This is a genomic window from Pseudomonas sp. FP2300, assembly GCF_030687595.1.
GTDB classification, from domain to species: Bacteria; Pseudomonadota; Gammaproteobacteria; order Pseudomonadales; family Pseudomonadaceae; genus Aquipseudomonas; species Aquipseudomonas bijieensis.
The window spans coordinates 4,281,564-4,305,123 of the sequence record NZ_CP117440.1; the positions used below are offsets into that span (position 1 = coordinate 4,281,564).

Here is a 23,560-nt window from a genome sequence, read left to right on the forward strand (position 1 = left end):
GATGAATGACATGACTGAAAAGCCGCTTATCCGGCCACAGGCGCCCTCCCGTGGATCGCGCATGCTCAGCGCGGGCTGGTTGCCCCTGATCGAACGACATGGCCTGGTCTGGCTGTCGATCCTGTTACTGGTCATTTTGCCTTTGAGCCTGGGGGATTTTCGCCTGGGGCTGGCGGGCAAATACCTGAGCCTGGCGTTCTGTGCATTGGGCATGGTGCTGATCTGGGGCTACGGCGGGATTCTCAGCCTGGGCCAGGGCATCTTCTTCGGCCTGGGCAGTTACATGATGGCCATGTACCTGAAGCTGGAAGCGACCGCCACTGATGAAGCGGCCAGCGCCTTGGCTGCTTTCTATGGCTCGGCCCTGCCCGACTTCATGATCTGGAACAGCGTCGATGCCTTGCCCTGGTGGTGGAAACCGTTCGAATCGGCGACCTTCACCATCGCCGCGATCCTGATCATCCCGCCCCTGCTGGCGTTTGCGTTCAGCTACGCGTACTTCAAAAAGCGTGTGGGCGGCGTGTACTTCTCGATCATCACCCTGTCCTTGGCGGCGATCATGTCGATCATGATTATCGGCCAGCAAGGCTACACCGGCGGCGTCAACGGCCTGACCGACTTCAAGACCGCCTTCGGCCTGAGCCTGCAAGCCCCGCAAACGCCCTGGATCCTGTACCTCATCACCACCCTGCTGTTGCTTGGCTGCGTGGCGCTGTGCGGGTTCATTCTGCGCAGCCGGCTGGGCAAAGTGGTGGTCGCCATTCGCGACCGGGAAGACCGGGTGCGCTTTTCCGGCTACAACACCGCTCTGTTCAAGGCGTTCATCTTCGCCGTCGCGGCACTGATTTCGGCCCTGGGCGGGGTGATGTTCACACTCCAGGTCGGCCTCGCCTCCCCTTCCCTGGTGGGCATTATCCCGTCCACCGAAATCGTCATCTACGCAGCCTTGGGCGGGCGTCTGTCACTGGTGGGCGCGGTTTACGGCACGCTGCTGATCGGCGTGGCGAAGACCTACCTGTCGGAAAACTTCGTCAACTTCTGGCAGTACTTCATCGGCTTTCTGTTCATGGGCGTGGTGCTGTTCCTGCCGTCGGGGCTGGCCGGGCTGCTGCAACGCCTAAGCAACAAGGAGGTGCAGTCGTGAGCGCGATGATACTGAGTGTCGAAGACCTGACCGTGTCATTCGATGGCTTCAAAGCCGTGGACAGCCTCAACTTCTACGTCGAGGAAAATCAGGTGCATGTGGTTATCGGCCCCAACGGCGCCGGCAAGACCACGCTGCTGGACATGATCTGTGGCAAGACCCGCCCCAGTGCCGGGAGCATCCGGTTCAAGGATCTGCAACTGGCCAACATGATCGAGTACCAGATCACTCGCGCCGGGGTCGGTCGCAAATTCCAGAACCCCTCGGTGTACGAAGACCTGACCGTGCGCGAGAACCTGGACATCTCCTCACCGGACAAGCGCGGCATCTTCAACTGCCTGTTCGCCCGCAAGGACAAGGCTTTGCAGACTGAAATCGAACACATCGCCGAGATGATTTTTCTGCACGACCAACTGGGCCGCAAGGCCGGGTTGCTGTCCCACGGCCAGAAGCAATGGCTGGAAATCGGCATGCTGCTGATGCAACGCCCCGAGCTGCTGTTGCTCGATGAGCCGGTGGCGGGCATGAGCGCGGGCGAACGGGAAAAAACCGCAGGCTTGCTCAAACAGATCGCCAAGGGCCGCGCCATGGTCATCATCGAGCACGACATGGAATTCGTGAAATCGGTGGCCGACAAAGTCACCGTTCTGCATCAGGGCAAGACCCTGGCCTACGGCTCGATGGATCAGGTGCAAAACGATCCTCGCGTCATCGACGTCTACCTGGGGCACTGAGCATGCTGACCGTCAATAACCTCAACGTGTATTACGGCGACAGCCACGTGCTGCGCAATCTGGACCTGAATCTGGCGCCCGCCGAATCCCTGGCGATCATGGGACGCAATGGCATGGGCAAGACCACCTTGCTCAAGAGCCTGGTGGGCATGCTCCCCGCGCGCAGTGGCAGCATCAAACTGGCGGGCGAAGAACTGACCGGGCGCAAGAGTTACGACCGGGTCGCGGCAGGCGTCGGCTTTGTGCCCCAGGGCCGGATGATTTTTCCTTACCTAAGCGTCGAAGAGAACATTCTGACCGGAATGCAGAGTGCACCGGTCGCGCCGATCCCCGACTACATCTACGAGTATTTCCCGGTCTTGTTTGAGATGCGCCGACGCAAGGGCGGCAACCTGTCCGGTGGCCAGCAGCAACAGCTCGCCATCGCCCGCGCGCTGGTTTCCAACCCCAAGGTGCTGATCCTCGACGAGCCCACCGAGGGCATCCAGCCGTCGATCATCAAGGACATCGCCCGGGCCCTGAACCTGCTGAAAAAAGAGCGAGGGTTTTCCTTGATCGTCTCCGAGCAGGTGCTGTCGTTCGCCATGGCGGTGGCCGACCGTTACCTGATCATCGAGAAAGGCGAGTTCGTTCACAGCGAGGTCCGTGAAACCATGGACCGCGAGCGCATCCTGCGCTACCTGACCATCTGATTCGGCACTGGAGACCACGCCATGTTGATACTCGATCGCATCGTCGGCCAGGCCAGCGACCCTGCTCTCGCCGAGCGGCTGCACGACCTGGACCACAACGGCCAGGTCGAAACCCTGAGCCTTTCGGCCAGCGACATCCAGCGTCATCGCCTGCGCCTGGCCAGTGACCGTGGCACTGACTGCGCCATTCGTCTTGAGCGCCATCAACAGTTGCGCAACGGCTCGGTGCTGATGCTCGACGGTGAGCGCGCCATCGTCGTGCAGATGCTGGACCAGCAGTACCTGACGCTGCGCCCTCGCGATGCTGGCGCAGCGCTGGAACTGGGGTATTTCGCAGGGAACATGCACTGGAAAGTGCGTTTCGCCGGTGATCAGCTACAGATCCCGCTACATGGCCCGCAAGCGGACTACCTGGAGCGCCTGGCACCGATGTTGGCCGACGGCCGGGTGTCGCGTTCATGAGTCCGCTACACAGCAGTCTGTTGGCGTTGCAACAGGCCGACAGCTTTTTCCCAGGGGGCGCGGTGGCCTGGTCATGGGGGCTGGAGACGCTGGTGGCCGATGGTCGTCTGGGCGCAGAGATCTCGGCCCCTCGTCGCCAACGGGGCGTGCATCGGGATCGCAGTGCTCAGGTCAGCGGATTCGTCGAGGGACAGCTGCGCCACCGGTGGGCCGGTTTCGACCGGGCGTTCCTGTCCGCAGCCTGGTACGCGGCCACCGACACTCAGGGGTTATGTGCGCTGGATGCACAGGTCGAAGCCTTGACCCTGGCCGAGGAACTGCGCCTGGGCTCGCGCCGTGTGGGTCAGTCAATGCTGGGTGTGCATGTGGCCATGGGTACACCAGGCGCCGAGGCCTACCAGCAGTGTGTACTGGCGGGCGACGCACCGGGGCATCTGGCCGTGGTGCAAGGGTTGCTCTGGCAACGCCTGGGCATGGACCACGACCACTGCCAACTCGCCGCCGCTCACGGGCTGTGCACGGGGCTGGTCAGTGCCGCCGTACGCCTGGGCGTCATGGGCCATCTGGATGCGCAAAGGGTGCTGACCACTATCCAGCCTCTGCTGCTGGACATCCTCACCTGGCCCGTGCCCGAGCTTGAAGACGCCTGCGGTTTTACCCCCATGGCAGAGATCGCCGTGATGCGTCACGAAACCCAGGAACTCCGACTTTTTGCCAATTGAGGCGATGGGCTCTGTGCCTGCCGTCAACACAGGAGCTTGAACATGCTGCTGACCCCGACAGAACTCGAACGGCTGACGCTGTACACCGCCGCCGAGCTATCGCGCAAACGCCGCGCCAAGGGCCTGCGCCTGAACTTTCCGGAAGCCAGCGCCCTGATCGCCGACGAGATTCTCGAAGGCGCGCGTGAAGGTCGTAGCGTCGCCGAGCTGATCGGCTTCGGCTCGACCCTCCTTACCACCGACGACGTGATTCCCGGTGTCGCCGACCTGCTGCCGGTGCTGCAAGTGGAAGGTACGTTTCCCGACGGCACCAAGCTGGTCACCGTGCACCAGCCGATCCGCCCCGGTCGACTACCGCTGGCGATCATGCCGACGCCGGGGGAGATCATCTCGCCAGAGGGCGACATTCAGCTGAGCAGCGGCCGGCCCACAGCCACCCTGCGCGCGATCAACACCGGCGATCGCCCGGTGCAGGTTGGCAGCCACTATCACTTTTTCGAGGTCAACAAAGCGCTGGATTTTCCCAGGGAAATCGCCTTCGGCATGCATCTGGATATCCCGGCCGGGACTGCCGTGCGTTTCGAGCCTGGCGAGTTGCGCGAGGTGCAACTGGTGCAGTTTGGCGGCAGCGGCGACATCCACGGCTTCAGCGGCCTGACCAATGGCAATCTGCACGATCCGGCCTGCAAGGCCGCAGCGCTGGACCGCGCGCGTGCTCAACACTTCAAGGGGGCCTGAACCATGGCAACGATGACTCGCAAGGAATACGCCGCGATGTACGGCCCCACCGTTGGCGATGCCGTGCGTCTGGGCGACACCTCGCTGCTGGCCGAGGTCGAGTTCGATCACTCGGTGCCGGGCGACGAATGCCTGCACGGCGGCGGCAAGACCCTGCGCGATGGCATGGGCCTGATGCCGGGTCACGACAGCGACGACGGGGCACTGGACATGCTGATCTGCAATGCGCTGATCATCGATCCGGTGATCGGCATCGTCAAAGGCGACATCGGCATCAAGGACGGCAAGATCGTCGCCATCGGCAAGGCCGGCAATCCGCAGGTCATGGACGGCGTGCACCCGCAACTGATCTGCGGCGTGGCGACCACAGTGCGCGACGCCGAAGGTCTGATCGTCACCCCCGGTGGCATCGATGTGCATGTGCATTTCGACTCGGCGCAACTGTGCGAACACGCCCTGGCGGCAGGGCTGACTACCCTGATCGGCGGCTCGCTGGGCCCGATCACGGTGGGCATCGACTGCGGCGGCGAATGGAACGTGGGCAAGATGCTGCAAGCCTGCGAAGCGTGGCCGATCAACTTCGGTTTTCTGGGACGCGGCAATTCCAGCAAACCCGAATCGTTGCTCGGGCAACTGCGCGGTGGCTGCCTGGGATTGAAGATCCACGAAGACTGGGGCGCGATGCCGGCAGTGATCGACACCTGCCTGAAGGTCGCCGACGAATACGATTTCCAGGTGCAGTTGCACACCGACACCCTCAATGAATCAGGGTTTCTGGAAGACACCCTGGCGGCCATCGGCGATCGCACCATTCACATGTATCACACCGAGGGTGCGGGGGGTGGGCATGCGCCAGATATCATCAGCGTGGCCGGCAAGGCCAACTGCATCCCCTCCTCCACCAACCCGACCAATCCCTACACCGTGAACACGTTCGACGAGCACCTGGACATGATCATGGTTTGTCATCACCTCAATCCCGACGTGCCGGAAGACGTCGCCTTCGCCGAATCGCGGGTGCGCCCGCAAACCATCGCCGCCGAGGACATCCTGCATGACACCGGGGCGATCTCGATCCTCGGCTCGGACAGCCAGGGCATGGGCCGGATCAATGAAGTCATCTGCCGCACCTGGCAACTGGCCTCGAAGATGAAGGACCAGCGCGGCCGCCTGCCTGAAGAAAGCACCGCGCTGGGCGACAACGAACGGATCAAACGCTACATCGCCAAGTACACCATCAACGCGGCACGGGTGTTCGGCATTGACCGCTACATTGGCTCGCTGGAGCCGGGCAAGATCGCCGATCTGGTGCTATGGCGCCCGGCGTTCTTCGGGATCAAGCCGGAACTGGTGGTCAAGGGTGGTTTCATCGTGCATGCCGTGATGGGGGATTCGGCCGCATCGCTCTATACCTGCGAGCCATTGGTGATGCGCCCTCAGTGGGGTGCGTTCGGTGAGGCCAAACAGGCTCTGTCGGTGAATTTCGTCAATCGTCTGGCCGTGGAGTCCGACACGGCAGCGAAACTGGGCCTCAAAAAAGCCCTGCTGCCTGCCATCGGCACCCGCACCTTGCGCAAATCCGACATGTTGCATAACGACGCCTGCCCCGACATCCGTGTCGATCCGCAGACATTCGACGTATACGCCGATGGCGAACGCCTGACCTGTGAGCCGGTCAGCGAAGTCCCGCTGGCCCAGCGCTACATGCTGCGCTGAACCCTAAGGTACAAGGAGCCCGATGATGAATACCCGACTCAATGCACAACCGCTCGCCGAGCCCGTCCCCCATCCCGGTGCTGCACGGGTGGGTATCGGGGGGCCGGTCGGTTCGGGCAAGACCCGCCTGCTGGAACAGCTGATCCCGCGTTTTATTGCCCGAGGCACGGAGCTTGCGGTGATCACCAACGACCTGGCGACCCGCGAGGATGCCGAGCGAGTCAGACGCAGCGGCCTGATCGACCCGGAGCGAGTACGCGCGGTGGAAACCGGCGCATGCCCGCACACGGCGATCCGCGAAGACCCGACGCTGAACCTGCAGATGGCGGACGAGCTCGAAGCGCGTTTCCAGCGCCTGGACCTGATCCTGATCGAATCCGGCGGCGACAACCTGGCGTCGACCTTTTCCCTGGACCTGGTGGATTACTGGATCTTCGTCATCGACGTTGCAGGGGGCGACGACATTCCGCGAAAACGAGGGCCGGGAGTTCTGAGTTGCGACCTGCTCGTCGTCAACAAGTACGATCTGGCGCCCTACGTCGGGGTCGATCTGGCACGCATGCGTCGTGAATCCGCCGAGGCCCGCGGCGCAAAGCCGGTGCTATTCACCAACTGCGCCACGGGCGCAGGCGTCGATGCGGTGGTCGACGCCATCAGCCGCGCCGTGCTGTTCGATTGCCCATGAACGCGCCTCAGACGCTGTTTCGTCCCTTGACCGAATCCGTCGAGCCACAGACGCGAATTACCTTCAGCCAAACCCCGAATGGCGACAGCTACATTTCTGCGCAGCAGGTGGGCTACCCGTTTCATCTGGGACGCACGCTCAAACTGCCCGACGACCCGCCAGGCATGGCTGCGGTGTACCTGCAGTCCTGTTCGGGGGGCATCTTCGCGGGGGAACACCTGCACGTGCAGGTGCGGGCTGAACCCGGTAGCCAGGCACACGTCAGCACCGGTGCGGCCACCGTCGCACACAGCATGCTCGAACAGCCAGCGCAGCAGGTGGTCAGCCTGGAAGCCAAGAGCGGCGCCTTGCTCGAATACCTGCCAATGGCGACGATCCTGTTTCCCCACGCCAGGCTGCACAGCCGGGTCGAGGTGATCCTGCACCCCGCGGCCAGGGTGATGCTTTGCGATGCGTTCTGCCTGCATGCGCCTGAAGGCAACACAGGGGTATTCGACGCCTATCGCGCCGACCTTCAAGTGCGCAGCCACAACGGCCGGCTGTTGGCAGGTGATCACCTGGCGCTGACCGGAGAGGACATGTGCCGTCGATTACCAGGGGTCAGCGAAGGCATGCAGGCGCTGGCGACCTTCATGCTGGTGGGGCATGACCTACCGGTCGACGCCCTCAAGCAACGCCTGCGCGATGCCCTGAGCAACCTGCCCGACAGCTACGTGGGCGTCAGCGCGCTGCCCAACGATTGCGGGGTCAGCTTGCGCCTCATGACCCTCGATGCAGTGGCATTGCGCACGGGGCTGCACTGCGCCTGGTCCTGCGTCCGTGAACAACTGTTCGGCGCTGCACCAAGGCCGCGACGCAAATGATCGCAGCGAAGCCCCTCGTTGGGTGCCGAGAGATTCCAGACCCGACAGATGTGCCTGGAGAGAAACCCGAGGCAGCATGATTCGCAGTCACGCGGGCCAGCGGTTGACCTTCAGGCCTGCGAGCCGACCCATTACTGGTGACGGAGTGACACCATGAAAACCTGACATGTTCCTGTCAGCCTCCGGTCACTCTGACGTCAGATCCTTCTCACTAAAGTATCCCCCAATGACTGCACTTACGGTGCCAGCGTTACGGGCACCAAGGACACATCACTTTAGCTGGACCTCTTGCCATCAGCCGGAAGGAGAAACGCAATGAGCCATCCTGATGCGCACGTCAGTACTCTTGATCCATTCACTTGGCAATCGACGCTCGACAGCAACCTGGACAGAAAAGGCCTCTTGCTGCGCCTGTTCGCCGAACAGCGATTCATGGCCGCGCAGGTGCGAGCCTGCAAGCTGGATCACCGGGACTACCTGCTTTCGCTGATTGATCCGGCATCGACGGTGAACGACGGCACTCGGCACTTATCAAGCGTCGATGGCCATCGAATGCGGAGCGTCATCACCGAAGCGGCAGAGAAAGCTCATTGGGGCAAGCCCCCAAGACATGGTCGGGCGCAAGGCATCGCTGCCCACTATGACGCGCAGACCTGCATGGCGGTCGTTCTCGATATCGAGGTGAGCGACGAAGGCCGCTTGATCATTCATGACACGGTCGTTGTCGCGGACATGGGTTTCTTGAAAAATCCTGGTCGCGTGCGCTCGCAGCTCATAGGCGCTTGCCTGATAGGGATAGCGTTTGTGACATCCTGCGATTTTGCTCCGAACACCGGAGATACCCGGCCTAAACCTGCCTATCGCACCCGTTGGCCACTCGTCTCATGGCTGCCAGGACAGATCGCGGTGCACCTGATCAATCCCACCGCAGCTCCCGAAACCGCACAGCCCAGCCAGACCAGTTACGCACCTGTCGCCCGGGCCTTGTGCAATGCGATTTTGAAGGCCACGGGTAACGGTTCGGTCCGGAGCCAGTTACTGGAAAGATCGGGCGCAAATTAAATAAGCTCTTGGATATACAGCGAGGTCGGCTTAATGGAGAGACAGGTGCCAAGAGACAGAACCGACCAATGGTTGATGCTTTGCACAATGAGGGAACCAAGCTGTATTCGCCAGCTTGGGCAATCCGATTGCCGTATGACAGTCACCACAGCAAGCCGGCTAAATTAAAGCTTCCAGACCAGATGAGGTTCTGCGCCATGCCTTTAGGTTCCAATGTTTTTTCCAACAGTTGCGGGCAACGCGGCGCGGACCTGTTCGTAGAAGTGCTTCGCAGCGAAGGTGTACGCCACGTCTTCGGCAATCCGGGAACAACCGAACTGGCTTTGCTCGACGCCCTCTCCGGCGCCCCAGACATCCAATACATCCTCGGCCTCCAAGAGGCCTCAGTCGTAGCGATGGCCGACGGTTATGCGCAGGCATCCGGTCGCCCCGGCTTCGTCAACCTCCATACGGCCGGTGGACTCGGCAATGCAATGGGCGCAATTCTCAACGCGAAGATGGCGAATACGCCGCTTGTCGTCACGGCGGGCCAACAAGACACGCGACATGGCGTGACCGACCCGCTGCTCCACGGAGACCTCGTCGCTCTCGCCAGACCGAGCGTCAAATGGGCGGAGGAAATTCATCATCCCGAACACATCCCGATGCTGCTGCGTCGTGCGTTTCAGGACTGTCGCACGGGGCCGGCCGGCCCGGTTTTCCTTTCCCTGCCGATTAACGTGATGGAGCAACACACGGATGTAACGGCCGGCCCGCCATCGCGAATCGAGCGCGGTGCCGTGACCGGGATGATTGAGGAATTGGCCACTGCCTTAGCGACAATTACCCCCGGCTGTCTGGCGATTATCGTTGGAGAAGAAGTGATCCAGTCGAGCGCGGAAGTTGAAGCCGTGATGCTCGCCGAAGCACTCGGCGCGCCGGTCTACGGGCCATCCTGGCCCGGGCATATTCCGTTCCCGACGGCGCATCCGCAGTGGCGGGGAACGCTGCCTGCGAAGGCTTCCGATATCAGGGAGACGTTCGCTGACTTCGACGCGGTCTTCCTGCTCGGCGGCCATTCGTTGATCAGCTATCAATATTCCCAGGGCCCCGCTATTCCATCTCACTGTCGCCTTATCCAATTGACCGGCGATGGGCACCAACTAGGTAGGGTCCATGAGACAGCGCTAGGGCTGATCGGGGATTTAAGACTTTCCTTGCAAGCGCTGTTGCCGATACTGGACAAGAAATTGGCCCCACACAGCGAGGCAATCGCGACGCTGCGAAACGTCGCGGGCCAGGAACGCGATACACGTCGTGCCGATGTCGTCGCTCGCCTCAGCCGCGAATTCAACACTCCGGTGACAACGCCTTTCGTGGCTGCCCACGAGGTTATCCGGGCTATCGGGCCGGACGTCTGGATCGTCGACGAAGCACCCGCCACGATTCCTCATGTCCGTGCCTGCCTGGATTCCCATTCGGCCCGCCAGTATCTTTTTACCCGCAGCGCCATCCTGGGCTGGGGCATGCCGGCGGCTGTCGGTACGTCACTTGGCCTGGACCGCAGCCCGGTAGTCTGTCTGGTCGGTGATGGCTCGGCAATGTACTCACCGCAAGCACTCTGGACGGCGGCGCATGAACGGCTGCCGGTCACGTTCGTTGTCATGAACAATGGCGAGTACAACATTTTGAAGAACTACGCTCGTAGCCAGGCGCACTATCTAAGTTCAAGCACTCACCAGTTCATCGGCATGGACCTCTGCGACCCGGCGATCGATTTCCTGGCCCTCGCCTCTTCCCTGGGGATCCCTTCCCGCAGGATCGAGCGCGCTGGCGATATTGCGGGAGCTGTCGAAGAAGGTATTCGCTCAGGCTGCCCGAATCTCATTGAGCTACCGATCATGCCCTGAGGAGCCAGTAGTCACAGTACCCTTCAAAAACAAGTCCAGAATTGCGAATGTGGAAAATAATGATGAGGCGCGCGTCATGAACGATCCGGATGAAATTAGCGCTGCGAATAAGCGAGTTGCAGCTGTGTGATTTCCCGGACGAATGCCGGCAACTGCAACTCGAACACCTGATCGATGAGACTGTGCGCTAGCTGCCAGACGGCGGCGGCATCGGGATATCACCAAGCTGCAACCCCAGCAGCGTCATGTATTCGTAGATGTGCTGATAGCCGGATTGCGCTTCATAGCTTGGGCACGGAGATTGAAGTTTCCCACAGAGCCGCAGCTCCATGTTTGCACCGCCCATGCCCCATTGCGTGTAGTTCAAGTTATTACGGGTAACGGTATCGATTTTGGAGCAAACCATTTCCTTCATTTTTTCATCGATGACGTTGGTAGGCTCATAGAGAGTCAAGGAGAAGTCGAGAGAGGTTGCGCACCATGCCATCGGAACGACATCCAGCGTGTTGTAGATGCGTAGCGCATTGCCGGCCATCTGCTGATTGAAATAGCTCGCAAAAATACCATCGCCGGCCGTTGGCGCAGCAATCGTTTCGCAATGGAAATTGAAGTTCGAGAATTTATCTTTCAAGTAAAGCGCTAGAACCGACATCAAGGCACCGCCGAGGCTATGCCCGACCAACCGGATCGTTGCACCACTGCGCTGTTTTGCCAGAAAATCGCAAAGTGTGCCCTGGACACCGATTGTCGATACCTGATCCAGTATCGCCTTTACACCGTCCGCAGTCCCCTGCGCCAAGTGTGCCGGCACTGGACAGTTCTTGATGAGGTTCTGCAACGGCACCATTGGAGAAATATCGAGGTCATCTATTTGATCCTTGAGGGAATCAGCAAGGGTCCCACTCGTCACCACGACGATGTCGTTTTCGTTTTGCCCGCCGACCAGCACCACCGTGATGTGAGCCACATGCTCGCCATCCGGGACCAGGGCGGGCCCCCAGGCTACGCCATAACCGCCGCCTACCTTGGAGCCATTAAGGCGCGTAAGAATGTTGTCTTTGACCTGGTTCGGCGATGGGTTCTTCATGTTCTTCCAATCCGGCGAAGACAGCGCCGCATTGTTCACCACGTACGCGTGGGTAAGATTGATTTGTCTTTGCTGAAGTGAGTCTAGCGAAGTCATGACTGCTCCTTGTCTCGAAGATAGATAATTCAACGGAACCAACGAAAACTCACTGCTGCCGTCGATCCGTCTTGGCCAGCAAGATCGAGTGTAGCCGCAGTTTTGGAAGCGACAACTTGGTGCGCGGTCGCCTGCGCAGCAATTAGAACAGTCCTTGATTCCGGCAAAAAAATGGACCTCTTTTCGGAGATCCATTTTTAAATACTTGGAGCGGGAAACGAGACTCACATCTGGCTCTGCGCAGCATCGATGGGAATATCGAGAATGAACGTCGCGCCCTGCCCGGCCCCGTCGCTACGCACGGTCAAGCTGCCACCCATTTCCTGCGCGGCCAGCGCGCAGCTGTGCAGGCCAAAACCGTGACCGTCTTTGCGCGTCGTGAAACCATGGGAAAAGATACGCGCCAGGTGCTCTGGCGCAATCCCATTGCCGTTGTCGGCCACCGTGATACGCAATGCTGGCCCGTCGACGAGAGAGGCACTGAACGTGATGCTGGGGCTGCGATCGATCACGCCGTTCAATGCTTGCTTGGCATTGCGGATCAGGTTCACCAGAATCAGCAGCACTCGGTGCCGGTCCAGCGCCAGTAGCGGTAAGTCGTCAATGTCCTTGACCACCGCCACTTCCTGGCGCGCCAGTGATCCGGCGCTCATGCGCAAGGCATCATCGATCAACTCCGGGACCGGCACTGTCTCGACGATACTGACGGCAACGGCATAGGACTGCTGGGCGGCGACAATGGTTTTGATATGGTCAATGCCCTTGGTGAGTTGGTCGAGCTCTCCGATGATGCTCTGTTGCTCTGTCGCCACCACCTCCGCCAGCTTGAGCAGGTAGCCGGGCAGCATCTTTCCTTTGTGGTCTGTGGTGAGAAAATCGCTCAGGTCATGGACGTGTTCATTCATCATCTGCGCCACCCTTCCCAGCCCCTGGGCTTTGGAGGTGCGCATCTGGCTGCTGACCAGCTCTGCCGATACGTTCACGCTGTTGAGAACGTTGCCGACGTTGTGCAGCACAGTGGTGGCGATTTCGGCCATGCCCGCCTGACGGGATTTCGCATGCAGTTCGGTTTGCACCTGGCTCATGCGTAGCGCCGCGCGTACCCGCGCCTTGAGCTCCAGCGGCGAGAAGGGTTTGGCGATATAGTCATCGGCGCCACTCTCCAGCCCGGTGACGCAGGCCTCGCTGCCGCCGCGGGCAGTCACCAGGATCACGGGCAAATGGGCAAAACCGGCGCTGGCCTTGATTCTGGCTGTCAGGCCAAAGCCGTCGAGCTGCGGCATCATCACATCCGAGACGACGACATCGATGGGGCGACGCTGCAGGAGTGCCCAGGCCTGCTCGCCATCAGTTGCGGTGACGACGATGTAATCGTTTTGCAAAAGCTCCTTGAGATAGCCAAGCATTTCCGGGCTGTCGTCGACCACCAGCACTCTGGATCGCGAGGCGTGTTCCGGATACGGCCGGTCGTCTGCGCCTTGCGCCGCAGCTTGGTCGTTGTGACCGCCAAGGCGGCCGTCATCAAAACGCAGGTGGCGCTGCTCGGTTGTTCTTGTTGCGCTCGATGACGATCGCTCTTGCATATTGCGGACTTCGCTCGGCACGGTGTTTTGCTCAACTCCCAGCGGAAGTCGAACAAAGAAACATGAACCCCGCCCAGGCTCGCTGTTGACGCCGACTTCGCCCCCCATCAATTCGACCAGATCCTTGACCAGGGCGAGACCGATGCCTGTGCCGCTGTAGTGGCGCGTGGCGGAGTTGTCGATCTGGGAAAAACGCTGGAACAGCAGCGGCAGTTTGTCAGGTGCGATGCCAATCCCCGAGTCTTGCACCGCGAGTTCAAATCGCCCGCCATCGAGCGCAGTGACGGCCAGGTGCACGGTGCCGCCAGCAGGCGTGAACTTGATGGCATTGCTCACCAGGTTGAGCAGAATCTTCTCGAAGTGTCGGGAGTCCAGGAACACCGTGCCGAGCGTGGGATCGATGCTGCAGGTCAGGGTGCAGCCTTTGCCCTCGGCCACCATGGCGGCATCCTCGGCCAGCACACCGACCGTTTTGTTCAAGTCAATTGGCGTCGGGCACAACTCAAACTTGCCCGCTTCGGCCTTGGAGAAGTCGAGAATGTCGTTCACCCGGTTCATCAAGCGCAGTGCGTTGCGTTGGGCGCGGTCGATTTGCACACGCCAGTCCGCCGGCGGGGTGCTCGCCGCCGAGAGTTGCTCCAGGGGAGCGAGGATGAGGGTCAGGGGGGTGCGCAGTTCGTGGCTGACCGTGGCAACGAAATCGCTCTTGGCCTGGTTAGCCGTCTCGGCCTGGTTGCGCGCCTCGATGAGTTCGACAGCCTGCGCCTCCAGCACCTCCGTCTGTTGGTGCAGCGTGTCGGTGCGTTCGGCGACCATTCGCTCCAAAGAGGCCTGGACTTGCTGTCGTTCGGCTTCGGCCTCGGCCTCCAGCACCCGGATGCGCAGGGCATTTTCCTGGAACACCCGTACGGCGCGGGTCATGATGCCAATCTCGTCGCCACGTCCGACGCTGGCGATCTTGGCATTCAGGTCGCCAGCCGCAAGCCGGCGCATGACCGAGGCCAGGGCCACGATGGGCTGCGCGACAAAACGCGACGTGCTCCAGGCAATGGCGCCGGCTAGCAGGATGGCGACGGTACCGGCGACTATCGTCGCAAGCATGCCACGATCATTGTGGACCAAGGCGTCGGAGCGCGCTTGACCAGCGAAGCGCGCAACCAGCAGGCCGGCGCTGCGTGCCTCGTTGCGAACCTGGTCGCGTGCGTCGCTCAAGGCGGTGCTCGCCTGATGGAACCTGGCGAATGCCGCCCGGTAGCCGGCAATCTGATCGCTGACAGTCTGCGGCGTAGCCTCCGTTTTCAGCCCTCCGGACGAAGGAAGAACGCGAGAGAGACGGGTGAGCTCGCCCAGGATGTCGCTGACAGAGCTGGCAATCTCGGCCGACGGTGACAGGCGAAACGACAAGGTCTGCGCCTCCAGGGTGGCAACGCGCTCGGCGAAACGCTTGGACAACGCGGCTGCATTGTGCAGCAAACCGGTGGCGGCTTGAATGTCGCTTGCGTCATGGGCAACGTGCCTATCCACTTCATCCAACATTGCATCGAGGCGTTCGACCACATCCTCGACGGCGGCGAGATGCCGCAAAGCCTCGCCTCCCTGGAGCTTGGGCGCCTCGCCAAGGTGCTCCACGGCCACGCTGGCAGCAGCGGCTGCCGCCGCCAACTGCTCCAGGTTCTCTCCCTCCTGCGGCGCCCCCATCACCTCGCGCAATTGCTCGACCACGGGCGGGAGTGCCGCGCCAGCATTGCGCGCCGCGGTGGCGGCCGACCCATCACCAGTCGCCAGCATCTTGGCCACATTAGTGGTGATGATCCGTTCGCCGTTGCGCAGGATATCCAGGATGCGATGGGCGCTTTCCATGTTGCTCACCCGCGCCTCGTGCTCAGCGGTGCGGGCATCAAGCCCCTTCAGTCCATTGGCGATACCCTGTTCGACGAGAATCGTCGCCTCGCGCATCCGACCGTAATTGGCTGTCATGTTCTCCGTTTCGCCATCCATGGTCAGAGTCGCGGCCCGCAAAGCGGCGATCGCCGCGGCGAGCCTTTCCAGACTGCCCTTGAGCGATTGCGCTTCTGCCGCCGGAATGGCGGTCAGGCCGGCGATAGCCGTCGCCACCATGCCTTCGGCCTGGGACAGGCTTTCCTGGTCGCGGGTGGCGATGAAGTTTTCCACCCGCCCGGTGGCCCCGTTGACCGAGGCCAGAATTTCCGCGGAATGGCTGGCCGAATCCACCGCACGTACCATGCCTCGCAGGCCGTAGAGGTTCACGAGCGATACCGCCAGCATCAGGAACACCAGCGCGGCGACCGCCAGGCCAATTTTGACGGCAATGGGCCTGTCCCTGACTGGCTTGAATGTCAACATCGCGCCTCGCCACCTCACTTCCCGCCCGCCGCTACTGCTTCGTAACCTCCGGCAAAGGCGCCGACGGCGCGGTTTTGTTGATGGCCGCGTCGATCATCGCCGCCACGGAAGCCTGGCTGTAGAAAGGATTGGCGGCGCCGCCCACCGGCATCGTTGCGAGCCAGGCGTCCAGGTCTTTCCCATCGATACGTACCAGCGGCACCTCGACGAACTTCGGCACTTGCTTGCCCGCCAGGATCTGCTGGGCCACCCAGAAGCCCACCTGGGATACGCTCGGGGAGGCGGAAACGGAGACGGTCTCATAGCCATTGGCATCGCGCTCCTGTTTCCACAGCGCAAGTTCGTCCTGACGATTCCCCATCACGATGATCGGCAAAGGGCGCCCCGCCGCCTTGAACGCCATGGCCGCGCCATAACCATCGCCCCCCTGTGTAGCGACGGCATCAATGCTGGGCAGCGACGGCAGCACCAACGCCACCTCCTTGCGCGCGACGGAAGCCGTCCAGTTGCCGTACACGGTCTTGGCGAATTTCAGGCCCGGATAGTCGCTGGCGGCCTTGCGAATGCCATCGCTGATGTTTTGATCGGTGGCATCGCCGGCAATGCCACGGATTTCCAGCAGCGTTCCCTTGCCCTTGAGGCGTTCGGCGATATAGTCCACTTCCACGCGACCCATGGCAGACCAGTTGTAGTCCACGGTATAGACACAGCTTTCGGTGACCAGACTGGCCATGACGACCACCACGATGCCGGCGTTGCAAGCATCGCGGATCACCCCGTTGAGGGCCGTGTCGGACGCGGCCAGGACGACGATGGCGTTCACGCCCTTGACGATCATCTCCTGGATATGGGCCGCTTGTTCCGACGCCGAGTTATTCGCGCTGACCACCGGGGCCTCCCGGATCAAGCCATCCTTTTGCGCCTGGGCCGCAATCTCCTGCCAGTTACGCACCATCACCTTGCGGAAATCGCTGCCCGTGTAGGAGTTGCTGAAGGCAATGCTATAGCTTGCGGTAGGGCTGCTGGCGATACCGTCGGCAGCTTGGGCTGGATGGGCGGCAACCATCGCCAACCCGGTCACGCAGCCGGCGAAGCGCCACAGGATTTTGCGAATCGGTTTAGTGTTCATGCGGTTCTCCATCACGCTTGGGATTGACGCTCGGCTCATCGACGTCTTTGCTCATCGGGTAGCCAAGGACATGTTTGATGCGGTGGAAACGATCGAGCCCAAGAAACATCACCGCCCATTGTTCGTCGGGGCGCCTGGACAGGAAAATCGACGGAGTCAAACGGTCGCCGGGTAAGGCGCCATGAGGCAGTTCGGTCAGTGAGTCGTATTCGATCCGCTGGGAAATTCTCAGTGGCGCCTGCGCGCCTGCCTCATTTCCGAGCTCAATGCAGAGCGTTTGGTGCGTCGCATTCCGTGCCATTTGCCATTTCCAAGTCAAGGCATCGACCATCTGGAGGTTGTCCAGAGCAATGAAGGGCACTTCAGGTTACGGGCCTGCTCATTCGGTCGTTGCGATAGTCGAACCGGGCATGAAGAACTGAAGACATACGGACTCCTTTCCTTGGTGGCTGACGATTGAAACCAATGCACTACCTGCTGTGGCCATCAGCATAGTCTCAACGTGCCCGCTTCGCGCGCGGCCATGGAGGATTTCAGTCAACTGAACGACCGACAAGGCCATTGCGGCTATGATGCTCTATCATGAGCTAGCGCTCATGTTACGCATTTCTGATGACTCGCCGAGACGCCCTGTACATGAGAGATCTGCCGCCAACCGCCACACTGCGTGCCTTTGAAGTCGCCACCCGGCACGCGACCTTTACCTCTGCCGCGAATGAGCTGCATGTCACTCAAAGCGCGGTCAGTCACCAGCTCAAGCATCTCGAAGAGCTCTGGGGATTGCAGTTGTTCGAACGTGGCAAGTCGTTAAGCCTCACCGCAGCGGGAGCTACGCTGGCGCCCATCGTGCGGGAATTCTTCATGAGCCTGGAGGCGACCCTGGCCGATCTTCGAGAGCAGAAAGGCAGAGTCCGACTCGAAGTCAGCACCACGTACTCCTTCGCGCTGAAATGGCTGCTGCCACGCTTGCCGAGCCTCTCCCGGCAACATCCCGAGCTACTGGTCTCGCTGGACACCACGGACAAGATCATCCATTTCTCCAGCGCCCAGGCCGATGTCGCGATCCGGCTCGGCAAGGGCAGTTATCCAGGCCTGTATTCGGAGTTTCTGTTCGGCGAGCAGGTGTTTCCGGTGGCAAGTCCCGATCTGCTGCAGCGATTCGGGACACCGCGCAGCCCTGCCGAACTGCTGCATTACCCACTGCTGACCCGTGATGGCGCCGAGCTGGTGCCGAAATGGGAGGCCTGGTTTGAAAAAGTCGGGCTGGAGTTTTTGCCGCTCAAGGAAAGCGTCCGGTTTGGGGACACCAACATGACGGTCGAGACTGCCCTGCTCGGCCAGGGTGTCGCCCTGGTGCGCAGCGGGCATGTTGAAACCGAAATCAGCGACGGTCGCCTGGTGCGGCTCTTCGATGTGTCGTTCCCCTCCCCCCTTGCCTACTACTTCGTCTGCCCGAAAGGCAGCGAATCGCAGCCGCACATCGTCAGCTTTCGCCAATGGTTGACCAGCGAGGCGCTGAAAGTCCAACGAGCTTACGGATAATGCATGAGGATTCACTCATGAAACGATGAGGAGACTTCGCTGTAGTCCGGGCAGCCGGGCTGCATAAAATGGCGCATGCCTATCCATATCACCTTGCTGGTTCTTTTCGCCGCACTCCTGCATGCCAGCTGGAATGCGCTACTGCGTGGCGGCACCGATCGACTGTGGTCGATGACGATCATGTGCATCGCCATCGCTATCGCCAGTATCGTCGCCGCGGTGTTCATGGAGCCACCGGCAGTTGCCAGTTGGGGCTATGGGTTGCTTTCGGCGTTGCTGCATGTCGGCTACAACCTGTTCCTGGTGCGCAGCTACCGGGTCGGCGACCTGGGACAGACCTATCCGGTTTCGCGTGGATCGTCACCCGTCTTGATCACCCTGGGCGCCGCGGCCTTTGCCGGGGAAAGCATTGCTCCCGGTGCGCTACTGGGTATCGCGCTGGTATCAGGCGCAATCATTTCGTTGGCCTTCAGGGGACGCAACCTGTCGGTGCCCAGCCTGCCCTATGCCCTGGGAACCGGCTGCTTCATCGCCGCCTACAGCGTCACCGACGGCATTGGCACCAGACTCTCCGGCGCGCCACTGGCCTATACGGTGTGGATGTGCGCCTTGTGGGGCGTGCTGATGCCGGCGGTGTACATCGGCCTGCGCGACGCCCGCAGCTTATTCTCCTTCCGGCCCGGCACATTGACCGCCCTGGTCGGTGGGTTGGTCTCCTTGCTGGCCTATGGAATCGTCATCTACGCCATGAACGAAGCCCCCTTGGGCGCGGTATCGGCATTGCGCGAAACCAGCGTGTTGTTCGCCGCGTTGATTGGCTACGCGTTCCTTGGCGAGACACTCACCACTCGCCGAGTCGTGGCGTGCGCAGTGATTGTCAGCGGCACTCTCTTGATTGGCTGATACACCCGCTTTCTCACCGTTACAGGAGGTACCCTCGATGAATAACGTCTCCCAGGCACCGTTGATTCTGATCACCGGTGGCGGTCGCGGAGTGGGCGCCGCCACCGCACGGCTCGCCGCAGCCCAAGGCTATGACGTCGCGATCAGCTACATTGCCCATGAGTCCTCCGCGCTGGCGGTGGCGGCGGATGTGGAGGCGTTGGGCCGTCGGGCGCTGGTCATGCGGGCCGACAGTGCGGACCCCGGACAGGTCGCCGATCTGTTCGCGGCCATCGACCGCTCATTTGGCCGTATCGACGTACTGGTCAATAACGCCGGGGTACTGGCCGTGCAGTCGCGCCTGGAAGACCTCGGCTTCGAACGCATGCAGCGCATCTTCGCGGTCAACTCCATCGGTCCGATGCTCTGTGCCCAACAGGCGGTGAAACGCATGTCCTACCGGCACAACGGTCCGGGCGGGGTGGTAATCAATGTCTCTTCGGCGTCGGCGCGCCTCGGCAGTCCCAACGAATATATCGACTACGCGGCGTCCAAGGGAGCCCTGGAGACGTTCACCATCGGTCTGGCCAAAGAGGTGGCCCGCGAAGGGATACGCGTCAACGGTATTCGCCCCGGTCACATCTACACCGAAATGCATGCCAGCGGCGGCGAACCGGGGCGGGTCGACCGTATCAAGGACACAATCCCCATGGGCCGGGGTGGCCAGCCGGAGGAAGTGGCCCAGGCCATTCTATGGCTGGCCAGCGCGCAGGCATCATTCGTCACCGGGACATTCCTCGACGTGACCGGGGGCAAATGAGTCGGCGGGCTGGATCAGTTTGCCGGCTCCCCCTGAAATGGGGGTTAAGCTGGGTGAGAGTTTCAAACGCGCTGGATATCAATGACTGCTACAGGGTCAAACGGCGCATGGCTCGACCTTTATCGTCGGGGGCTCACCCCCCATCGATAACCAGCACATCACCTTCATGACACTTGGCAACAAGGCCAGGGATCGCAGAAGGCGGAAACAGGCATATAGCGGAGAACAGTCCCATGACCTCGAACCTTGCAACCCTCTATAGCGACTACATCGCCTGCCTGAATGCACAGGACTGGGAAAGCCTGGGGCATTTCGTGCATCCGGATGTGGTTCATAACGCGAGACGGTTAGGACTGCACGGCTATCGAAGCATGCTGGAAGCGAACTACCGGGATATCCCTGACTTGCGCTTTGAAATCGAGTTCCTGGTGATAGAGCCACCCAAATTGGCGGCTCGCCTGGCATTCAATTGCACGCCGACTGGAGAGTTCCTGGGCCTTGCCGTCAATGGAGCGCGGATCTCCTTCGCGGAAAACGTCTTCTACGCGTTCGAGGACGGCAGGATCCGCGAGGTCTGGTCAGTCATCGACAAGGACGCGATCGAAGCTCAACTCCAATTTCAAGCAGCGCTCAAAACAGCGCATCCAACACCCGGTAATAGCTGATGCCGGCAGCCAGATAAAGCCGCTGCAAGGCATGGAAGGGAATCTGGCGCAGTGGCATGACCGGAAACGGGAAGTCCTGTGTCGCCCCTGACAGCTTCGCCGCCAGATGCTTGCCTAACGCCGTGGACAAGGCAATGCCGCGACCGTTGTAGCCGAGCAGGACTGACAGCCCCGGCGCGGGATCATGCACATGGGGCAGAAAGCTTTGCGTCAGGGCGACCCGACCACTCCAGCGGTACTCGACAGGCACATCCGCCACTTGCGGAAACAGCGCCCTCAGCGAACGCTCCAGGTGCGCCCAGTCACGCTGCCGGGAAGGCTCCGAGAAAGGCCCTCGCCCTCCCAGAAGCAGACGCCCCTGTGCATCCTGCTTGAAATAAAGCAGCAAGCGTCGTGAGTCCGAACAAACCTCGCCACCGGGCAGGATGGTCTTGCGTATCGCCGGTGGGAGCGGACGGGTCGCGATGATGAAGCTGTTGGCCGCGACGACGGTCTGGCGCAATCCTGGCCACAGGTCGTCGGTATAGCCATCGGTGGCCAATAACACCCGCTGCGCATTGACCCTGGATCCTTGCGCAGTGGACAACGTCCACCCCGATTGCTGTCGCTGCAATCCCGTGACACGGCTGTGGCCGTGGATCATCGCGCCCCGCCCTATTGCAGCCTTCGCCAGGCCACGGGCATAACTCAGTGGGTGCAAGCTGCCGGCCCGCGGATCAACCCAACCCCCCAGGTAATTTTCGGTGCCAATACGTTGGCTGACCGCAGCCCGGTCCAGCAGCTCCACCTTGACCCCGCGGCGTTGCCATTGTGCGGCGCGTTGTTCGATCGCCTTCATCGCGGTGGCCGAACAGGCGGGCTGGATCCAGCCTTTCTGGGTCGCGTCACACTCGATACCGTACTGGCGAACCAACGAAAACACTTCGTCGGCGGCGGAACCGGCCACATCGAGCATCGCTTCGGCGCGAGCCGTACCGAACTTGCTGTGCAATTGATCAGGGTCGAATTTCAGCCCGGGGATCACCTGTCCGCCGTTGCGCCCCGACGCCCCCCAGCCTGGCTCCCCGGCATCCAGCACGCAGACATTGACACCTGCTTCGGCCAGTCGCAAAGCCGTGACCAAACCGGTGTAGCCGGCGCCCACGATGGCGACATCCACGTGTTTGTCTTCAGCCAGCGCCGGCGTTTCCACCGCCGGTGTCGCAGTCGCGGCCCAGAGAGAGGCTGGCAGTTGAGGTGCGAAAGGAGCATTCATGCCTGCACCTCTGCACTGTGATTGAGCAGCCGGCGCAGAAAGTCCTGGGTGCGCGGATGTGTCGGGGTACTCAGCACCTCCCCCGCCGGGCCTGACTCGACGATCTTGCCGCTGTGAAGAAAACAGACCTTGTCGGCCACGTCTCGAGCGAAGGCCATCTCGTGGGTGACCACGATCATGGTCATGCCTTCATTGGCGAGATTGCGCATCACCGCCAGCACTTCACCGACCAGCTCTGGATCGAGCGCGGAGGTCGGCTCGTCGAAGAGGATGGCCTGCGGGTTCATCGCCAACGCCCTGGCAATGGCGACCCGTTGCTGCTGGCCACCGGACAGTTCGTCCGGGTAGGCATTCATTCGGTGGGACAAGCCCACCTTTTCCATCAGCGCCTCGGCGTTCCTGCGGGCGGCCTGGGGGGGCTCCTTCTTCACGTAGATAGGCCCTTCCATGACATTTTCCAGCGCGGTGCGGTGCGGAAACAGATTGAAGCGCTGAAAGACCATCGCCACCCGGCTGCGAATATCGTGGATCGACCTGGCATTGCGGTCGACCCGTTCGTTGCTGATCAGGACGTCGCCCTGATCATAACTTTCCAGACCGTTGATGCAGCGCAGCAACGTGGATTTGCCCGAACCCGAAGGGCCGATCAGACACACCACTTCACCACTCTTGACCTGCAGATCGATGCCTTCAAGAACAGGGACGTTGCCGTAACGCTTGTGAATGCCCTTGATCTCGATCATGACGTTCTCCGGGTGCTGAAGCGTGCTTCCAGACGACGCAGCGCAAAGGACAGTGGTAGGCTCATGGCAAGGTAGAGCAACGCCACCAGGGTATAGACCGTCATGTTCTCGAAGGTCGAGGAGGCAATCAGTTGCCCCGCACGCGTCATCTCGGCCACGGTGATGGTAGAGACCAACGACGAGTCCTTGAGCATCATGACCAGCGTATTGCCGTAAGGCGGCAAGGCAATGCGAAATGCCTGGGGCAGCACCACTCGCCGCATCACCATCGCGCCCCGCATGCCCAAGGATTCGGCCGCCTCGATCTGTCCTTGCTGGATCGCCTGGATACCGGCCCGAAAGTTCTCGGCCTGATACGCCGAATAAGCGATCCCCAGGCCAATGATGCCGGCCTGCATTGCCGTCAGCTGGATGCCGAATTCCGGCAGGACGAAGTAGATGTAAAACAGCTGCACAATGATCGGCAGACCACGAATGACGTTCACCACGCTGATGGCAAACAAGGCGATCGCGCGGACTTTGGAGACCATCATCAGGGCCAGGACCAGCCCGATCAGCGAACTGAGGACAAACGACCCGGCCGTCACCTGCAGAGTGACCGCCGCCCCTTTGAGCAAGATAGGAAGAAAGTCCAAGGCATTCTGGAAAAACATAAGGCTACCCACGAAACAATGAGTGGACCCGCCC

At 61.2% G+C, this 23,560-nt stretch carries 22 protein-coding genes and 2 pseudogenes; 15 read left to right on the forward strand and 9 right to left on the reverse strand.

All coding sequences use genetic code 11. The features are described from left to right. Position 1: 1 nt before the first annotated feature. The 11 genes from urtC to PSH86_RS18815 all read left to right on the forward strand — a co-directional run bounded on the left by urtC (position 2) and on the right by PSH86_RS18815 (position 10,707). Positions 2-1,144, forward strand: a complete 1,143-nt coding sequence (gene urtC / locus PSH86_RS18765; protein WP_163858088.1) for an urea ABC transporter permease subunit UrtC — start codon at positions 2-4, stop codon at positions 1,142-1,144. Beyond that, entirely contained in the window at positions 1,141-1,878 is a 738-nt protein-coding gene (gene urtD, locus PSH86_RS18770; protein ID WP_305484198.1) for an urea ABC transporter ATP-binding protein UrtD, read from the forward strand. The genes urtC and urtD overlap by 4 nt, the downstream gene beginning before the upstream one ends. Before the next feature lie 2 nt (positions 1,879-1,880). Next, a complete protein-coding gene (gene urtE / locus PSH86_RS18775) occupies positions 1,881-2,570 on the forward strand; it encodes an urea ABC transporter ATP-binding subunit UrtE (protein ID WP_249015237.1) in 690 nt (229 codons plus the stop codon). A 21-nt stretch (positions 2,571-2,591) separates the two neighbouring features. After that, a complete protein-coding gene (ureE, locus tag PSH86_RS18780; RefSeq protein ID WP_176687565.1) occupies positions 2,592-3,032 on the forward strand; it encodes an urease accessory protein UreE in 441 nt (146 codons plus the stop codon). Beyond that, entirely contained in the window at positions 3,029-3,754 is a 726-nt protein-coding gene (locus PSH86_RS18785; protein ID WP_305484201.1) for an urease accessory protein UreF, read from the forward strand. The genes ureE and PSH86_RS18785 overlap by 4 nt, the downstream gene beginning before the upstream one ends. A gap of 42 nt (positions 3,755-3,796) precedes the next feature. Then, positions 3,797-4,492 carry an urease subunit beta gene (locus PSH86_RS18790; protein ID WP_305484203.1) on the forward strand — a complete coding sequence of 232 codons (696 nt, stop codon included), beginning with the start codon at positions 3,797-3,799 and terminating at the stop codon, positions 4,490-4,492. Positions 4,493-4,495: 3 nt separating this feature from the next. Next, complete coding sequence (ureC, locus tag PSH86_RS18795) at positions 4,496-6,208, forward strand: urease subunit alpha (RefSeq protein ID WP_305484206.1); 1,713 nt, start codon at positions 4,496-4,498, stop codon at positions 6,206-6,208. Positions 6,209-6,233: 25 nt separating this feature from the next. Beyond that, positions 6,234-6,893 (forward strand): urease accessory protein UreG, encoded by a 660-nt coding sequence (gene ureG, locus PSH86_RS18800; protein ID WP_163858076.1) that lies wholly within the window; start codon positions 6,234-6,236, stop codon positions 6,891-6,893. Continuing rightward, the gene (locus PSH86_RS18805) at positions 6,890-7,756 is read left to right on the forward strand and encodes an urease accessory protein UreD (protein ID WP_305484209.1); all 867 of its coding nucleotides are present in this window, start codon (positions 6,890-6,892) and stop codon (positions 7,754-7,756) included. The genes ureG and PSH86_RS18805 overlap by 4 nt, the downstream gene beginning before the upstream one ends. A gap of 315 nt (positions 7,757-8,071) precedes the next feature. Further along, complete coding sequence (locus PSH86_RS18810; protein WP_305484212.1) at positions 8,072-8,818, forward strand: hypothetical protein; 747 nt, start codon at positions 8,072-8,074, stop codon at positions 8,816-8,818. A 68-nt stretch (positions 8,819-8,886) separates the two neighbouring features. After that, complete coding sequence (locus PSH86_RS18815; protein ID WP_305484215.1) at positions 8,887-10,707, forward strand: thiamine pyrophosphate-binding protein; 1,821 nt, start codon at positions 8,887-8,889, stop codon at positions 10,705-10,707. Positions 10,708-10,894: 187 nt separating this feature from the next. Here PSH86_RS18815 and PSH86_RS18820 read toward each other — a convergent pair whose 3' ends face one another. From PSH86_RS18820 to PSH86_RS18835, 6 genes and pseudogenes are all read right to left on the reverse strand, one after another. Further along, on the reverse strand, positions 10,895-11,890 hold the full coding sequence (locus PSH86_RS18820; protein ID WP_305484218.1) for a lipase family protein: 996 nt from the start codon (positions 11,888-11,890) through the stop codon (positions 10,895-10,897). A gap of 224 nt (positions 11,891-12,114) precedes the next feature. Next, entirely contained in the window at positions 12,115-12,975 is an 861-nt protein-coding gene (locus tag PSH86_RS30655) for a sensor histidine kinase (RefSeq protein ID WP_370873822.1), read from the reverse strand. Beyond that, positions 12,976-13,581 (reverse strand): annotated as a pseudogene (locus PSH86_RS30660) (response regulator); the annotation flags it as partial. It abuts the gene before it with no gap. After that, positions 13,573-15,837: pseudogene (locus tag PSH86_RS30665) on the reverse strand (ATP-binding protein); the annotation flags it as partial. The pseudogenes PSH86_RS30660 and PSH86_RS30665, both read right to left, overlap by 9 nt. A 31-nt stretch (positions 15,838-15,868) precedes the next feature. Further along, the gene (locus tag PSH86_RS18830) at positions 15,869-16,966 is read right to left on the reverse strand and encodes an ABC transporter substrate-binding protein (RefSeq protein WP_305484224.1); all 1,098 of its coding nucleotides are present in this window, start codon (positions 16,964-16,966) and stop codon (positions 15,869-15,871) included. Further along, positions 16,956-17,297 (reverse strand): GGDEF domain-containing protein, encoded by a 342-nt coding sequence (locus PSH86_RS18835; protein WP_305484227.1) that lies wholly within the window; start codon positions 17,295-17,297, stop codon positions 16,956-16,958. The genes PSH86_RS18830 and PSH86_RS18835 overlap by 11 nt, the downstream gene beginning before the upstream one ends. 305 nt (positions 17,298-17,602) lie before the next feature. Between PSH86_RS18835 and gcvA the strand changes: the two genes are divergently transcribed. From gcvA to PSH86_RS18855, 4 genes are all read left to right on the forward strand, one after another. Next, positions 17,603-18,508: a transcriptional regulator GcvA gene (gene gcvA, locus PSH86_RS18840; protein WP_305484229.1), complete on the forward strand. Its 906-nt coding sequence runs from the start codon at positions 17,603-17,605 to the stop codon at positions 18,506-18,508. 75 nt (positions 18,509-18,583) lie between these two features. Continuing rightward, positions 18,584-19,411, forward strand: coding sequence for a DMT family transporter (locus tag PSH86_RS18845; protein WP_134924875.1), 828 nt, complete (start codon positions 18,584-18,586; stop codon positions 19,409-19,411). A 37-nt stretch (positions 19,412-19,448) separates the two neighbouring features. Further along, on the forward strand, positions 19,449-20,210 hold the full coding sequence (locus PSH86_RS18850; RefSeq protein ID WP_109753316.1) for an SDR family oxidoreductase: 762 nt from the start codon (positions 19,449-19,451) through the stop codon (positions 20,208-20,210). 233 nt (positions 20,211-20,443) lie between these two features. Continuing rightward, entirely contained in the window at positions 20,444-20,875 is a 432-nt protein-coding gene (locus PSH86_RS18855; protein WP_116832773.1) for an ester cyclase, read from the forward strand. Here PSH86_RS18855 and PSH86_RS18860 read toward each other — a convergent pair. Genes PSH86_RS18860 through PSH86_RS18870 form a run of 3 tightly spaced genes read right to left on the reverse strand, consistent with a single transcriptional unit; the run spans position 20,841 to position 23,526 of the window. Then, positions 20,841-22,130, reverse strand: coding sequence for an FAD-binding oxidoreductase (locus PSH86_RS18860; RefSeq protein ID WP_305484239.1), 1,290 nt, complete (start codon positions 22,128-22,130; stop codon positions 20,841-20,843). The genes PSH86_RS18855 and PSH86_RS18860 overlap by 35 nt on opposite strands. Next, positions 22,127-22,873, reverse strand: a complete 747-nt coding sequence (locus PSH86_RS18865) for an amino acid ABC transporter ATP-binding protein (RefSeq protein ID WP_163858044.1) — start codon at positions 22,871-22,873, stop codon at positions 22,127-22,129. The genes PSH86_RS18860 and PSH86_RS18865 overlap by 4 nt, the downstream gene beginning before the upstream one ends. Then, the gene (locus tag PSH86_RS18870; protein WP_134924878.1) at positions 22,870-23,526 is read right to left on the reverse strand and encodes an amino acid ABC transporter permease; all 657 of its coding nucleotides are present in this window, start codon (positions 23,524-23,526) and stop codon (positions 22,870-22,872) included. The genes PSH86_RS18865 and PSH86_RS18870 overlap by 4 nt, the downstream gene beginning before the upstream one ends. Between the last annotated feature and the right edge of the window lie 34 nt (positions 23,527-23,560).

What these genes read in the sequence shown, in the direction of transcription:
- PSH86_RS18785 (WP_305484201.1), top strand. Translation starts at nt 3,029, where the DNA reads ATGAGTCCGCTACACAGCAGTCTGTTGGCGTTGCAACAGGCCGACAGC.
- PSH86_RS18845 (WP_134924875.1), top strand. Translation starts at nt 18,584, where the DNA reads ATGCCTATCCATATCACCTTGCTGGTTCTTTTCGCCGCACTCCTGCAT.
- PSH86_RS18855 (WP_116832773.1), top strand. Translation starts at nt 20,444, where the DNA reads ATGACCTCGAACCTTGCAACCCTCTATAGCGACTACATCGCCTGCCTG.
- ureG (WP_163858076.1), top strand. Translation starts at nt 6,234, where the DNA reads ATGAATACCCGACTCAATGCACAACCGCTCGCCGAGCCCGTCCCCCAT.
- PSH86_RS18805 (WP_305484209.1), top strand. Translation starts at nt 6,890, where the DNA reads ATGAACGCGCCTCAGACGCTGTTTCGTCCCTTGACCGAATCCGTCGAG.
- PSH86_RS18860 (WP_305484239.1), bottom strand. Translation starts at nt 22,130, where the DNA reads ATGAATGCTCCTTTCGCACCTCAACTGCCAGCCTCTCTCTGGGCCGCG.
- gcvA (WP_305484229.1), top strand. Translation starts at nt 17,603, where the DNA reads ATGAGAGATCTGCCGCCAACCGCCACACTGCGTGCCTTTGAAGTCGCC.
- urtC (WP_163858088.1), top strand. Translation starts at nt 2, where the DNA reads ATGAATGACATGACTGAAAAGCCGCTTATCCGGCCACAGGCGCCCTCC.
- PSH86_RS18850 (WP_109753316.1), top strand. Translation starts at nt 19,449, where the DNA reads ATGAATAACGTCTCCCAGGCACCGTTGATTCTGATCACCGGTGGCGGT.
- PSH86_RS30655 (WP_370873822.1), bottom strand. Translation starts at nt 12,975, where the DNA reads ATGAGCCAGGTGCAAACCGAACTGCATGCGAAATCCCGTCAGGCGGGC.
- PSH86_RS18820 (WP_305484218.1), bottom strand. Translation starts at nt 11,890, where the DNA reads ATGACTTCGCTAGACTCACTTCAGCAAAGACAAATCAATCTTACCCAC.
- ureE (WP_176687565.1), top strand. Translation starts at nt 2,592, where the DNA reads ATGTTGATACTCGATCGCATCGTCGGCCAGGCCAGCGACCCTGCTCTC.
- PSH86_RS18815 (WP_305484215.1), top strand. Translation starts at nt 8,887, where the DNA reads ATGGTTGATGCTTTGCACAATGAGGGAACCAAGCTGTATTCGCCAGCT.
- PSH86_RS18870 (WP_134924878.1), bottom strand. Translation starts at nt 23,526, where the DNA reads ATGTTTTTCCAGAATGCCTTGGACTTTCTTCCTATCTTGCTCAAAGGG.
- PSH86_RS18790 (WP_305484203.1), top strand. Translation starts at nt 3,797, where the DNA reads ATGCTGCTGACCCCGACAGAACTCGAACGGCTGACGCTGTACACCGCC.
- PSH86_RS18830 (WP_305484224.1), bottom strand. Translation starts at nt 16,966, where the DNA reads ATGAACACTAAACCGATTCGCAAAATCCTGTGGCGCTTCGCCGGCTGC.
- PSH86_RS18835 (WP_305484227.1), bottom strand. Translation starts at nt 17,297, where the DNA reads ATGGTCGATGCCTTGACTTGGAAATGGCAAATGGCACGGAATGCGACG.
- ureC (WP_305484206.1), top strand. Translation starts at nt 4,496, where the DNA reads ATGGCAACGATGACTCGCAAGGAATACGCCGCGATGTACGGCCCCACC.
- PSH86_RS18810 (WP_305484212.1), top strand. Translation starts at nt 8,072, where the DNA reads ATGAGCCATCCTGATGCGCACGTCAGTACTCTTGATCCATTCACTTGG.
- PSH86_RS18865 (WP_163858044.1), bottom strand. Translation starts at nt 22,873, where the DNA reads ATGATCGAGATCAAGGGCATTCACAAGCGTTACGGCAACGTCCCTGTT.
- urtE (WP_249015237.1), top strand. Translation starts at nt 1,881, where the DNA reads ATGCTGACCGTCAATAACCTCAACGTGTATTACGGCGACAGCCACGTG.